General features: G+C 72.9%; 13 protein-coding genes and 1 pseudogene. 8 read left to right on the top strand and 6 right to left on the bottom strand.

Going from position 1 to position 12,920, the window contains the following annotated elements:
* Positions 1–9: 9 nt before the first annotated feature.
* Entirely contained in the window at positions 10–1,497 is a 1,488-nt protein-coding gene (locus ACFYOH_RS17190) for a cytochrome P450 (protein ID WP_388626354.1), read from the top strand.
* A 44-nt stretch (positions 1,498–1,541) separates the two neighbouring features.
* On the opposite strand, the gene ACFYOH_RS17185 is transcribed toward ACFYOH_RS17190, so the two are convergent.
* Positions 1,542–2,492 carry an RluA family pseudouridine synthase gene (locus ACFYOH_RS17185; protein ID WP_388626352.1) on the bottom strand — a complete coding sequence of 317 codons (951 nt, stop codon included), beginning with the start codon at positions 2,490–2,492 and terminating at the stop codon, positions 1,542–1,544.
* 65 nt (positions 2,493–2,557) lie between these two features.
* On the opposite strand from ACFYOH_RS17185, the gene ACFYOH_RS17180 reads away from it, so the two are divergent.
* From ACFYOH_RS17180 to ACFYOH_RS17170, 3 genes and pseudogenes are all read left to right on the top strand, one after another.
* The gene (locus tag ACFYOH_RS17180) at positions 2,558–3,139 is read left to right on the top strand and encodes a GNAT family N-acetyltransferase (RefSeq protein WP_388626350.1); all 582 of its coding nucleotides are present in this window, start codon (positions 2,558–2,560) and stop codon (positions 3,137–3,139) included.
* A gap of 7 nt (positions 3,140–3,146) precedes the next feature.
* Positions 3,147–3,278 (top strand): annotated as a pseudogene (locus ACFYOH_RS17175) (ABC transporter permease); the annotation flags it as partial.
* A gap of 35 nt (positions 3,279–3,313) precedes the next feature.
* On the top strand, positions 3,314–4,246 hold the full coding sequence (locus ACFYOH_RS17170; RefSeq protein ID WP_388626617.1) for a 5'-nucleotidase: 933 nt from the start codon (positions 3,314–3,316) through the stop codon (positions 4,244–4,246).
* A 13-nt stretch (positions 4,247–4,259) separates the two neighbouring features.
* Here the strand turns inward: ACFYOH_RS17170 and ACFYOH_RS17165 are convergent, their stop codons facing one another.
* Both ACFYOH_RS17165 and ACFYOH_RS17160 read right to left on the bottom strand, forming a co-directional pair.
* Positions 4,260–5,105: a siderophore-interacting protein gene (locus ACFYOH_RS17165; RefSeq protein ID WP_388626348.1), complete on the bottom strand. Its 846-nt coding sequence runs from the start codon at positions 5,103–5,105 to the stop codon at positions 4,260–4,262.
* Positions 5,106–5,210: 105 nt separating this feature from the next.
* Positions 5,211–6,146, bottom strand: a complete 936-nt coding sequence (locus ACFYOH_RS17160) for a 5'-3' exonuclease H3TH domain-containing protein (protein WP_388626346.1) — start codon at positions 6,144–6,146, stop codon at positions 5,211–5,213.
* A gap of 395 nt (positions 6,147–6,541) precedes the next feature.
* On the opposite strand from ACFYOH_RS17160, the gene ACFYOH_RS17155 reads away from it, so the two are divergent.
* Together ACFYOH_RS17155 and ACFYOH_RS17150 are read left to right on the top strand one after the other, a co-directional pair.
* Complete coding sequence (locus ACFYOH_RS17155) at positions 6,542–7,111, top strand: helix-turn-helix domain-containing protein (RefSeq protein ID WP_388626344.1); 570 nt, start codon at positions 6,542–6,544, stop codon at positions 7,109–7,111.
* Positions 7,111–7,830, top strand: coding sequence for a helical backbone metal receptor (locus ACFYOH_RS17150; protein WP_388626342.1), 720 nt, complete (start codon positions 7,111–7,113; stop codon positions 7,828–7,830). Before ACFYOH_RS17155 ends, ACFYOH_RS17150 begins: the two co-directional genes overlap by 1 nt.
* Here ACFYOH_RS17150 and ACFYOH_RS17145 read toward each other — a convergent pair.
* Positions 7,742–8,905: a TDT family transporter gene (locus ACFYOH_RS17145; protein ID WP_388626340.1), complete on the bottom strand. Its 1,164-nt coding sequence runs from the start codon at positions 8,903–8,905 to the stop codon at positions 7,742–7,744. The two genes, ACFYOH_RS17150 and ACFYOH_RS17145, sit on opposite strands and share 89 nt — an antisense overlap.
* 70 nt (positions 8,906–8,975) lie before the next feature.
* On the opposite strand from ACFYOH_RS17145, the gene ACFYOH_RS17140 reads away from it, so the two are divergent.
* Positions 8,976–9,899 (top strand): LysR family transcriptional regulator, encoded by a 924-nt coding sequence (locus tag ACFYOH_RS17140; RefSeq protein WP_388626338.1) that lies wholly within the window; start codon positions 8,976–8,978, stop codon positions 9,897–9,899.
* A 66-nt stretch (positions 9,900–9,965) separates the two neighbouring features.
* Here ACFYOH_RS17140 and ACFYOH_RS17135 read toward each other — a convergent pair whose 3' ends face one another.
* Positions 9,966–10,652 carry a gamma-glutamyl-gamma-aminobutyrate hydrolase family protein gene (locus ACFYOH_RS17135; protein WP_388626337.1) on the bottom strand — a complete coding sequence of 229 codons (687 nt, stop codon included), beginning with the start codon at positions 10,650–10,652 and terminating at the stop codon, positions 9,966–9,968.
* Positions 10,653–10,704: 52 nt separating this feature from the next.
* Positions 10,705–11,457: a FadR/GntR family transcriptional regulator gene (locus ACFYOH_RS17130; RefSeq protein WP_388626335.1), complete on the bottom strand. Its 753-nt coding sequence runs from the start codon at positions 11,455–11,457 to the stop codon at positions 10,705–10,707.
* Positions 11,458–11,552: 95 nt separating this feature from the next.
* Between ACFYOH_RS17130 and ACFYOH_RS17125 the strand changes: the two genes are divergently transcribed.
* Entirely contained in the window at positions 11,553–12,911 is a 1,359-nt protein-coding gene (locus ACFYOH_RS17125; RefSeq protein ID WP_388626333.1) for a glutamine synthetase family protein, read from the top strand.
* Positions 12,912–12,920: the final 9 nt, after the last annotated feature.

Below are 12,920 nucleotides of genomic sequence, written 5' to 3'. Positions count from 1 at the left end.
AGCGACACCGTGACGTCTGAATCCCCGTCCCTGACCGACACAGACCCCACCCCCGGACCTCCGCCGGGCTGCCCCGCGCACCGCCTGGGCCCCGGCGGGCTGCACCGGCTCTACGGCCCCGACGCGGAGGATCTGGGCGACCTCTACGAGCGGCTGCGGGAACAGCACGGCCCCGTGGCACCCGTGCTGCTGCACGACGACGTACCGATGTGGGTGGTGCTCGGGCACGCCGAGAACCAGCAGCTGGTGCGCAGCCCCTCCGTGTACACGCGTGACAGCCGTATCTGGGGCCCGCTGACCGAGGGCATGGTCAAGCCCGACCACCCGCTGATGCCGCACATCGCCTGGCAGCCGATCTGCTCGCACGCCGAGGGCGACGAGCACCAGCGGCTGCGCGCGGCGGTCACCGCGGCCATGGAGACCATCGACCACCGCACGCTGCGCCGCCACATCGGCCGCCACACCCAGGGCCTGGTCAACAGCTTCTGCGAACGCGGCCGGGCCGACCTGGTCTCGCAGTTCACCGAGCATCTGCCGATGGCCGTGATGTGCGAGATCCTCGGTATGCCCGAGGAGTACAACGACCGGATGGTGCAGGCCGCCCGGGACGCCCTGAAGGGCACCGAGACCGCCATCCAGAGCCATGCCTACGTCATGGACGCGCTGAGCCGGCTCACCACCCGGCGCCGCGCCCGGCCCCAGGAGGACTTCACCAGTCACCTCGTCACCCACCCGGCCGGGCTCACCGACGACGAGGTCCGCGAACATCTGCGGCTCGTCCTCTTCGCGGCCTACGAGGCCACCGTGAACCTCCTCTCCAACGCGCTGCGCATGGTCCTCACCGAGCCGGGTTTCCGCGCCCAGCTCAGCGGCGGGCAGATGACCGTGCCGGAGGCGATCGAGCAGTCCCTGTGGGACGAGCCGCCGTTCAGCACCGTCCTCGGCTACTACGCCAAGCAGGACACCGAGCTGGGCGGGCAGCGCATCCGCAAGGGCGACGGCCTGCTCTTCGCACCCGCGCCGGGCAACCTCGACCCGCGCATCCGCCCCGACCTGTCCGCGAGCATGCAGGGCAACCGCTCCCATCTCGCCTTCGGCGGCGGTCCGCACGAGTGCCCCGGCCAGGACATCGGCCGCGCCATCGCCGACGTCGGCGTCGACGCCCTGCTGATCCGCCTGTCCGACATCCAGCTCGACTGTGCCGAGGAGGAGTTGACCTGGCGTTCGTCCATCGCCTCCCGGCATCTGGTGTCGCTGCCCGTGCGCTTCGAGCCGAAGCCGCAGCAGGACGTCAACGCGCTGCCGAGGCCCGTGCCGGTCCCGCCGCAGCGCACCGGGCAGCCCGGCACCGCGCACCTCGACCAGCCCGCGGCCATGGAGCCCCGCCCCACCACCCCCCCTCCCCTCGTGCCCGAGCCCTACCCCACGGCTCCGCAGCCGGCGGCGCGCCGACGGGGCGTCTGGCGGCGGCTGCTGGACTGGTGGCGCGGGGAGTAACCGCGCCCCAAGGGCGGCCCGTCGCGGCTCTTCCCCCGGAGTGCTCAGCCCCGGGCCGCCCAGCCCTCGTACGACTCCCAGGCCTGGAGCGCGCGTCCGCTGACGAACGTGTGCTCCGCGCCGGTGACCGGATCGGTGAACTCCAGCCTCCGCGCGAGCAGTTGCAGCGGACGCCGGAAGTCGCCGGCCGGCACCGGGGCGGTCACCTCCGGATAGAGCGGGTCGCCGAGGACGGGCACACCGAGCGCGTTGAGATGCACCCGCAGCTGATGGGTCTGCCCGGTCGCCGGGACGAGCCGGTACCGGGCCAGCCCGCCGCGGTGCCCGGCCGCCTCGATATGGGTCTCGGCGTTCGGCTCCCCCTCTACCTCCCGGGCCGCCAGCACCCCGCGCTCCTTCACGATCCGGCTGCGCACGGTCCGGGGCAGGGCCAGCGCGGGGTCGTACGGCGCGACCGCCTCGTACTCCTTGCGCACCCGCCGGTCCCGGAACAGCGTCTGATACGCCCCGCGCTCCTCGGGCCGCACGGTGAACAGCACCAGCCCCGCCGTCAGCCGGTCCAGGCGGTGCGCGGCGGTCAGCGTCGGGATGTCCAGCTCGCACCGCAGCCGGGCCAGCGCGGTCTCGGCCACATGGCTGCCGCGCGGGGTCGTGGCGAGGAAGTGCGGCTTGTCGGCGACGACGATGTGCTCGTCGCGATGGAGGACGTGCACGGGGAACGGCACCGGCACCTCGGCGGACAGTTCGCGGTGGAACCACACGAACATCCCCGGCTCGTACGGCGCGTCCGGCGCCACCGCGCGCCCATCGGCACCGACGATCAGCCCGGAGTCGAACATCGACTCGATCATCCCGGGCCCGGCCCCCGTCAGCCGCTCCACCAGATGCTCCCGCACGGTGGCCCACGTCCCGCCGTACGGCAGCCGGACCCGCACGGGGTCGACCCCGTCGCGCTGGGGGAGCGGGGCGGGCGGGAGTGGCGTACGGCGTCTCATCGGGGTCAAGGGTACGAGGCGCAAACCGGTGGGCCGGCGGCCGTGCGGGGGGCAGGATGTCGATCATGCCGTATCTCAACAGCCCGGTCGTGCCGGCCGGCACCCTCGCCCGTGTCCCCCAGCCCAGCCTTCCCACCGGCGACGGGCTGCTGCTGCGCCCCTGGCAGGCGAGGGACGCGCCCGACGTGTACGCCGCCTTCCAGGACCCGCTGATGCACCAGTGGCACATCAGGTCCGCCGACTCCGAGGAGGAGGTCGCCGGCTGGATCGCGCAGTGGCAGAGCTGCTGGAAGGAAGAGCGCCAGGCCCAGTGGGCCGTCGTGGACGCGGACACCGGCGAACTGCTCGGCCGGGTCGCGCTGCGCGAGATCGCGCTCGGCGACGGCTGCGCCGAGGTCGCGTACTGGACGGTGGCACGCGCGCGTGGCCGGGGTGTCGCGGTCCGGTCCACCGCCACGCTGTCCCGCTGGGCGTTCGAGGAGATCGGTCTGCACCGCCTCGAACTCTCGCACGCCACCGCCAACGAGGCCTCCTGCCGCGTGGCCGTCAAGGCCGGTTTCGCCGCCGAGGGCACCAAGCGCAGCGCCCTGCTCCATGCCGACGGCTGGCACGACATGCATCTGCACGCGCGCGTGCGGGGCGACTGAGCCCGGCGGCCGTTCGGCGCTGGCCGAGCATCCCGAGTGGGGCGAGGTCCTCGGTCGCGGGGGCGCGCTGCTCGCGCCGGCGATCGCGGCGGTGTGGCTGTCCATCCGCACCTTCCGCTCCTACCAGCGGTCGGTGTGAACGCGTATGCCGTGCCCGGTGTGAAGATGGAGGACATGCCGTCCTACGACCTCGCGAACCGGCTCGTCGTCGGTGTCGCCTCCAGCGCCCTGTTCGACCTGCGCGAGTCGGACGCCGTCTTCCGCGAGCAGGGCGAGGAAGCCTACCGGGCCCACCAGGAGGAGAACGTGGACAACACGCTCCGCCCCGGGGTCGCGTTCGCGTTCATCCGCAGGCTGCTGTCGCTGAACGACCTCGGCGAGCCGGGAGACCCGCTCGTCGAGGTCATCATCCTCTCCCGCAACGACCCCGACACCGGCCTCAGGGTCATGCGCTCGATCGAGGCCCATGAACTGCCGGTCAGCCGGGCCGTGTTCATGCAGGGCAGGTCGCCGTACGCGTTCATGACCGCGCTGAACATGTCCCTGTTCCTGTCCGCGAACGGTGACGACGTACGCGAGGCGGTCGCGGCCGGCCTGCCGGCCGGGCATGTGCTCGGATCGTCGTACGCGGACGACCTGGACGACCCGGAACTGCGGATCGCGTTCGACTTCGACGGGGTGCTCGCCAGCGATGCCGCCGAGCAGGTGTACCAGTCCGGCGGCCTGGAGGAGTTCCGCGCGCACGAGACCCGCAACGCGGCGACCCCGCACGACCCGGGACCGCTGCGAGACTTCCTCGCCGGTGTGAACCGGATACAGCGCCGGGAGGAGGAGCGGCGCAGGACCGACCCGGACCACCCGAGCCGGATCCACGTCTCCATCGTGACCGCGCGCGCCGCACCGGCCCACGAGCGGGCCGTGCGGAGCCTGAAGCAGTGGGGCGTCACCGTCAACGGCGCCTTCTTCCTCGGCGGCATCGACAAGAGCGCGGTCATGACCGTACTCAGACCGCACATCTTCTTCGACGACCAGGTGACGCACCTGCAGAGCACGTCCCGGACCACGCCGAGCGTGCACATCCCGTTCGGCAGGATCAACGAGACCTGAGCGGGGGCCGCGCTCAGGCCGCCGCCGCGCCGCTCTCCTGCTCGGCCTCGATACGGGCGTTCCACTCCCGCTTGGAGGCCTGCCAGCCGTCCTCGTTGTGGCCCAGGCGCCAGTAACCGGAGATCGACAGGTCCTCGCGCGGGATGTCCAGCTCGACCCGCAGCAGCCGGCGCAGCTCCTTCACGAAGCCCGCCTCGCCGTGCACGAACGCGTGCACCCGGCCCTCGGGGAACTCAAGGGCGCGTACGGCCTCCACCAGCGCCTCGCCGACCGGCCGGTCCCCGCGGTGCAGCCAGACGACCGCCACATCGGAGTCGATCTTCTGCTCCTCCTCGGGGCCGGACACCTCCACGAAGGCATGCGCGCGGGCGTCGGCGGGCAGCGCCTCCAGGGACCGTGCGATCGCGGGCAGCGCGCTCTCGTCACCGGCGAACAGATGCCAGTCGGCCGCGGGATCGGGGGCGTAGGCACCGCCGGGGCCCATGAAGCGCACGGCCTCACCCGGCCGCACCCGGCATGCCCACGGGCCGGCCAGGCCCTCGTCGCCGTGGACGACGAAGTCCAGGGTCAGCTCGCGGAGTTCGGGATTGAACGCGCGCACGGTGTAGGTCCGGGTCACCGGCCACTGCTCCCGCGGGAACTCCGCGCGGATCCGCTCCAGGTCGAAGGGTTCCGGGTAGGTCACGCCCTCGGGGCCGAAGAGCAGCTTCACATAGTGGTCGGTGCAGGTGTCCGCCCCGAAGTCGGCAAGACCCTCGCCACCGAGCACCACACGCTGCATGTGCGGGGTCAGCCGCTCGGTGCGGACCACGTGGGCGGTGCGGGGCTTGCGCGGCTTTCGTACCGGACGCTCTGCCATCACGGCCTCCTGCAAGATGGTTAGGTTTACCTAAGTTAGCATCTCGCCCTGCGGTCACACCTCTGTCCCGGACACCCGCGGTGAGCCTTTGCCGGAATATTCCGGTCACGCCCCGGCCGGCCCCACGGCGAGTGTGGCCAGCAGCCGCTGCAGGGAGCCGCCGAGCCCCCACCGCTCGGCCAGCTGTTCCAGGGCCGCCTGGTCCCGCGGCGCCCGCGGCACAGCCGTGTCGACGTCCGGCAGCGGTACGTCGTCCGCCACCCGCACCACCTTCGGCGCGACCGCGACATACGGGCCGGCCTCGGTGAGCCGCTTGCGCTGCGACGGCGTCAGCTTCGCCCCCGGTTCGTCGACCGCCGCCATGATCCCGGCCAGGTCACCGAACTCTGCCAGCAGCTTGGCGGCCGTCTTCTCGCCGATGCCGGCCACGCCGGGCAGGCCGTCGCTCGGGTCGCCGCGCAGCAGCGCCAGGTCCGCGTACCCCCGCCCGTCGACGCCATACTTCTCGCGCAGCACCGCCTCGTCGGTCAGCTGCAGTGAGCCGACGCCCTTCAGCGGATACAGCACCCGGATCCCGCGCGCGTCGTCCACCAGCTGGTACAGATCGCGGTCGCCGGTGACGATGTCCACCGGGCCGTCGGCGCGCGCGGTGAACGTGCCGATCACGTCGTCCGCCTCGTACCCCGCGACACCGACCCGGGCGATGCCGAGCGCGTCCAGCACCTCCTCGATGACCGGCACCTGCGGCGAGAGGGTGTCCGGCACCACCTCGACGTCCGGCGCGTCCTCGTGCTCCTCGGCGACGCGGTGCGCCTTGTAGGTGGGGATGAGGTCCACCCGCCACTGCGGCCGCCAGTCGGCGTCCATACAGGCCACCAGGTGCTGCGGACGGTGGTCCCTGACCAGCCGGTCGATGAAGTCCAGCAGTCCGCGCACGGCGTTCACGGGCGTGCCGTCCGGCGCCTTCACGGAGTCCGGGACGCCGAAATAGGCGCGGAAGTACAGCGATGCGGTGTCGAGCAGCATGAGTCGTCCGGTCACGCTCGCATCATGCCGTACGGCACCGACAGCCCCCGGTCGGCGAGCTCTCCGGAAGGGCTCCTCGCGGTGTCTTCGGTACTTCGGGCGCGCTGCACAGGGTACGGCAAGGATCCGGCCAACCACATTCCGTGACGACCCTTGGCCCCGCCCCGCGCCCCCGCCCCTGCTGGTCGGCGTATTCGCCCCCGCTCCGGATGCCGCCCAGGACCGGCCCGGGGCCCCGTCACGCTGGCGCGAACCGTGAGGGTGGCGGCTCGGCGGCATGTCGGGTATGTGACAGCCGCGTGAAACGGTTTGCCGAACATGCGTAGGGTGCAGAGAAGTCATCAGAAGAGGTGTGTCCCGACCCGGGCACCCGGACAGCGGCACGACGAGCGAGGGAGGGAGCCGGAGCGATGGGCGACCACAAAGAGCAGCCCGTGCGGGTGGGCGCGGCCGTGCGGCGGCGCCGCCGTGCCCTGGAACTGACCCTCGCCGTCGTGGCCGAGCGCAGCGGTCTGTCGGTGCCCTTCCTCAGTCAGGTCGAGAACGACCGGGCCCGCCCCAGCCGCGGCTCGCTGGAGAAGCTCGCCGACGCCCTGCGCACCACGGCCGTCGAACTCCTCGCCGCCGCCGACCCGGCCGCCAGCGTGGACGTCGTCCGCGCCGACCCGGTCGCCGAGGGCGACTTCCACCCCCGGACCCGCTCCCTGGTGCGCGGCCACCATCAGCTGCACGCCTCCGAGTTCACCGGCGACCACGATGCCGGCCGCGAGTTCCAGCACCGCAACGACGAGCTGATGTACGTCGCCGACGGCGCGGTGGAGATAGAGGCCGAGGGACGCGCGTATCGCCTCGGGCGAGGCGACACGCTCTATCTGACCGGTGGGGTACGCCATCGCTGGCGGGCGACGGTGCCGGACACCCGGGTGATCGTGGTGGCGGTCGCCGAGCACATCGAGGCCGTTCAGGACCGGTCCCGGTAGTGCGGGTCGTCTCACTGGTCCCGTCCCTCACCGAGGCGGTGGCCGGGACGCTGCCCGGCGTGCTGGCCGGGGCCACGGAATGGTGCACCCACCCGGCCGACCTGGAGGTCACCCGGATCGGCGGGACGAAGAACCCCAGGCTCGACCGTATCCTCGCCCTCGCCCCCGACCTCGTGATCGCCAACGAGGAGGAGAACCGCGCCCCGGACCTCGACGCTCTGCGCGGCGCAGGCCTCGAGGTGCTGGTCACCGAGGTGCGCAACGTTCCGCAGGCCTTCGCCGAGCTGGACCGGGTGCTCACCGCGTGCGGTGCCGAGGGACGGCCCCGCTGGCTGGAGGAGGCGGGGGCGGCCTGGGACGCGTTGCCGGAGCCGGTCGAGCGCAGGACCGCGGTCGTACCGATCTGGCGCCGGCCCTGGATGGTCCTCGGCCGGGACACGTTCGCCGGCGATGTCCTGGCCCGGCTCGGTGTGGACCACCTGTACGCCGATCACCGCGACCGTTACCCCCGCGTTCCGCTGGACGAGCTGTGCGCCGCGGCCCCGGAGCTGGTGGTGCTGCCCGACGAGCCCTACCGCTTCACCGCCGAGGACGGCCCGGAGGCCTTTCCCGGCCCGCCCTGCGCCCTGGTCAGCGGGCGGCACCTGACCTGGTACGGACCGTCTCTGGTCGAGGCGCCACGGGTGCTGGCCGAGGCGCTGCGAGCAGCTCGCCGCTGAGCAGGCCGCGTACGGTGCCGGCGGCGGCAGCCAGCCAGGCTGCGGCGAGCAGGGCGTACAGGGCGACGGCCAGCGCGTCGTAGGCCGCGAGACCGGTGTGCCGGGCGAGCGCCATCGCGCCGGTGACGCACGTGCCCACCGGGAAGGTGAAGGCCCACCAGCTCATCGCGAACCCCATGCCCCGCCGGCGGGCCCGCAGCACGTGCGCGGTCGCCAGCGCCAGCCACAGCAGCGCGAACCCCATGACCGGTACGCCGTAGAGGACGGCGAAGACGGCGAGGCCGCGCTCGTACAGGGGCGGTACGACCCCGGGTGCCGCGTCCGCGATCTTGCCGACCGCGGTGGTGGACTGCCCGAGCGGGCCGAGGACCAGGAACAGGGTCGGGGTGAGCGCGAGCGGCAGCGGGCCGGTGACCAGCCGGGCGAAGACCAGGGACAGCATGAGCAGCGTCGCGAGCAGGCTCAGCCCGAACAGGGCGAGGCAGGCCAGCAGCAGGGTCTCCCGGGGCTGGCCCGCCGGCAGATGCGGCACCAGCAGCGGGCCGAGCGCGGCCGACACCATGGGTGCGACCAGGGGCAGCAGCCAGGCCGGGGTGGCCTGCGCGGGCTGGACGCGGTGCCGAACGGCCATCAGGTACGGCAGGGCGACGGCGGCCGCGAGCCCGACGGCCGTACCCGCGCTGAACAGTACGGAGTCCAGGGCGACGGCCGTGCCGGTGCCGACCACCTCCTGCCCCGCCGTCATGGCACCGCCGCCGACCGCCAGCAGGGCCATCGACAGACAGCCGTAGAACGGGGCCATGGCCGGGTCCAGGAGATGGGCGCGGGCCTGGTCGCGATGGCGGGTCCAGTGCACGGCCCGGGCCGCCAGCAGGGCCACCAGCATGATCAGGGACAGCGCCCAGGCCCCGGCGAAGACGTCGCGCAGAGCTGCCGCGGGTGCGGGCAGCGCGACACCGGCCGAGCCGAGGATGGCGGTGCCCATGACGGCGGCGTACCAGTTGGGGCCCAGGTGCCGGACCCCGGCGGCACGTGGGACAGCGGCGGTGGACAAGGGCTGGGCTGCGGTGACCATGGCTCCACCGTGCCGCTGCCGTCTCGGCCTGACCAGGGAGTTCCCTTCTATCAGGGCATAAGCTGGTCTTATGAGTGACGTGGAGGGGCGGCAGGAGCACACGGCATCACTGGCACACCGGGTGCCTGACCTGGCCGCGCTGGAGCTGCTGCTGGCGGTGGCGCGGCTGGGCAGTCTCGGGGCGGCGGCGCGTGAGGTCGGCATCACCCAGCCCGCGGCCAGCAGCCGGATCCGCTCCATGGAGCGGCAACTGGGCGTGGCCCTGGTCGACCGTTCGCCCCGCGGCTCCCGGCTCACGGACGCGGGCGCCCTGGTGACGGACTGGGCCCGCCGGGTCGTGGAGGCGGCCGCGGCCTTCGACGCGGGTGCGCGCGCGCTGCGGGACCGGCGGGACTCGCGCCTCCGGGTCGCGGCGAGCATGACCATCGCCGAGTACCTGCTCCCTGGCTGGCTCCTCGCGCTGCACGCCGGGCGGCCCGACACGGCAGTGTCGCTGCTCGCGGGCAACTCGGCGAAGGTGGCGGAACTCCTGCTGGCCGGGGAGGCGGACCTCGGGTTCGTGGAGGGCCTGTCCGTCCCCACGGGTCTGGACTCCGCCGTCATCGCTCGTGACCGGCTGATCGTCGTCGCCGCGCCCGGCCATCCCTGGGCCCGCCGCCGGCGCCCGGTGACGGCGGAGGAGCTGGCGGGCACCCCGCTGATCCTCCGCGAGCGCGGCTCCGGAACCCGGCAGGTCCTGGACGCGGCGCTCGGCGGCCTCGCCCGCCCGCTGATCGAGCTGTCCTCCACCACGGCGGTCAAGGCATCGGCGGTCAGCGGCGCGGGTCCCTCGGTGCTCAGCGAGCTGGCCGTGGGGGAGGAGCTGGCGATGCGCCGCCTGGTCAGCATCCCGGTGGAGGGCGTGTCCCTGCACCGCGAGCTGCGAGCGGTCTGGCCGACCGGACACCGGCCCACCGGCCCGGCCCGGGAGTTGCTGTCGCTGACGCGGGGGTGACGGGCGCGGCTCGGCCGGGACCGGGGGCGCTCGCCCTGAACGAACCCGGCACCGCCGGACTGTGACTCAGGAAGCGGCTGTCACCAGCGCCGACATCACCCGCAGGTCCTCACCCATCTCGGGGTGCCACTGCACGCCCAGGACCCAGCCCCGGTCCGCCGGCAGTTCGACCGCCTCCACCGTGCCGTCCGCCGCGTAGGCCGACGGCACCAGTCCCGCGCCGAGCCGGTCCACGGCCTGGTGGTGGTAGGTGGGCACCGTCGTCTCCTCCGGGACGATTCCGGCGTACAGGGTCCCCGGTACCGGCTTCACCGGGTGGCCGCCGAACACGCCGACCACCTCCGCGTGTCCCTCCAGGTGCTGGACCAGCGTGCCGCCGAGCGCCACGTTCAGCAGCTGCATGCCCCGGCAGATGCCCAGCACCGGCGTTCCGGCGTCCAGCGCGGCCTCGATCAGGGCGAGTTCCCAGGCGTCGCGGGCCAGGGCGGGCGGACCGGTACGGGGCTCGCGCTCGGCGCCGTACCGGTCCGGGTCCACGTCCGGGCCGCCCGCGATCACCAGTCCGTCCAGCCGGGCCACCGTCTCCGCCGCGCGCTCGGGTGCGTCCGGCGGCAGCATCGCGGCCAGCCCGCCGGCCCGCTGCACCAGCCGTGGATAGCCGGCCGGCAGCAGAGCCGCGTCCAGCTCCCACACGCCCCAGCGCGCGCCGGACTCCAGGTAGGTGCTGATGCCGATCAGCGGTCGTACCGTCATGCCGCCCTCCCCGAAAGTCAAAGGTTTACTTCCATACCTTTCCAGAACCGCCTTACGCCAGGAAGCCCCGCAGCAGCGCCGCCGTGCCCGCGCAGTGCTCCCGCATCATCTCCCGCGCGCCGTCCGCGTCCCCGTCCAGCACCGCCTCGACCAGCGCGGTGTGCTGGCGCTGCGAGTGCTCCAGGTTGCGCACCAGCAGCGGGATGCAGTCGAGCAGGTCGTTCACCGTGGCCCGGACCGCCGCGTACTGCGCGGTCAGGGAGGGGGACCCGCACAGCTCGGCGAGGGTCAGGTGGAGCAGGGTGTCCAGCCGGCGATAGTCCGCCAGCGGGGCGTCGTGCGTGCGGGCCAGCGCCTCGCGCAGCCGGTCCGCCTGCTCGTCCGTCAGCCCGTGCGCCGCGCACAGCCCGGCCGCACCCACCTCCAGCACCTCACGGAACCGCAGCACGTCCTCGATGTCGACCTCGGCGATCCGCCGCCGCAGCTCGTCCTCGCCGCCGGCGTCCGAGCGCGGCAGGACGAACGTTCCGCCATAGCGCCCGCGCCGCGCCTCCACCAGCCCCTGGTCCGTGAGCACCTTCAGCACCTCGCGCAGCGTCACCCGGCTGATCCCGAGCCGTTCCGCCAGCTCCCGTTCGGCCGGCAGCCGTTCCCCGCCCGGCACCAGCCCGAGCCGCACGACCTGGAGGATCTGCTCCAGCGCCTCCTCGAAGCCGTTGCCCGCCCGCACCGGCCGCAGCACCGGAGCGAGCCGGTCGACGACTCCCGGCGTATGCGCCTCCTGCCATTCCATCTCCCGCGACATCCGCCGTACCCCCTTCCCAAGCAATGGTCCTGAGCAATACCTTATGGCTCCCGGCCCGGCCGAAAAAGCGCGAAGGCGCCGAAGGAGGCTCTCCCGTGGCAGACCGCACACCCCCGCTCGGCGTCGAGGAACTGCACGCCCTCGTCGCGAGCGGTGAGATCGACACTGTCGTCCTGGCCTTCCCCGACATGCAAGGGCGGCTGCAGGGCAAGCGGTTCGCCGCCCGGTTCTTCCTGGACGAGGTGCTGCGGCACGGCACCGAGGGCTGCAACTACCTCCTGGCCGTAGACACCGAGATGAACACCGTCGACGGCTACGCCATGTCCTCCTGGGACCGCGGCTACGGCGACTTCGCCATGCACCCCGACCTCGCCACCCTGCGCCGCATCCCCTGGCACCCCGGCACCGCCCTGCTCGTCGCCGACCTCGCCTGGAACGACGGTTCGCCGGTCGTCGCCGCGCCCCGCCAGATCCTGCGCCGCCAGCTGGAGCGGCTCGCCGAACTCGGCTACACCGCCCAGGTCGGCACCGAGCTGGAGTTCATCGTCTTCAAGGACTCCTACGAACAGGCCTGGGACGCGGGCTACCGGGGCCTCACCCCGGCCAACCAGTACAACATCGACTACTCCATCCTCGGCACCGGCCGCATCGAGCCCCTGCTGCGCCGGCTGCGCAACGACATGGCCGGCGCCGGTCTCACCGTCGAGTCCGCCAAGGGCGAGTGCAACCCCGGCCAGCACGAGATCGCCTTCCGCTACGACGAGGCCGTCGTCACCTGCGACCAGCACGCGCTGTACAAGACCGGCGCCAAGGAGATCGCCGCCCAGGAGGGCGTCTCGATCACCTTCATGGCCAAGTACAACGAGCGCGAGGGCAACTCCTGCCACATCCACCTCTCCCTCGCCGACGCCGACGGCACCAACGCCATGGCCGACGGCGACGGAATGTCCGAGGTCATGCGGCACTTCCTCGCCGGACAGCTCGCCGCGCTGCGCGACTTCTCGCTCCTGTACGCCCCGAACATCAACTCCTACAAGCGGTTCCAGCCGGGCTCCTTCGCCCCCACCGCCGTCGCCTGGGGCCACGACAACCGCACCTGCGCCCTCCGCGTGGTCGGCCACGGCCGCTCCCTGCGCTTCGAGAACCGCCTCCCCGGCGGGGACGTGAACCCCTACCTCGCCGTCGCCGGCCTCGTCGCGGCCGGCCTGTACGGCATCGAGCAGCGGCTGGAACTGCCCGAGCCGTGCCCGGGCAACGCCTACACCGCCGACTTCGAGCACGTGCCGACGACGCTCCGCGAGGCCGCCGAGCTGTGGGAGAACAGCCCCATCGCCAAGGCGGCCTTCGGCGACGAGGTCGTGGCGCACTACCGCAACATGGCGCGCGTCGAGCTGGAGGCCTTCGATGCCGCCGTCACCGACTGGGAGCTGCGCCGCTCCTTCGAACGCCTGTGACAACGCCTG

The organism is Streptomyces sp. NPDC007856 (assembly GCF_042868225.1).
Classification (GTDB): Bacteria; Actinomycetota; Actinomycetes; order Streptomycetales; family Streptomycetaceae; genus Streptomyces.
The sequence above is the reverse complement of the archived record's forward strand: the minus strand, read 5'-3'. Positions and strand labels throughout refer to the sequence as shown.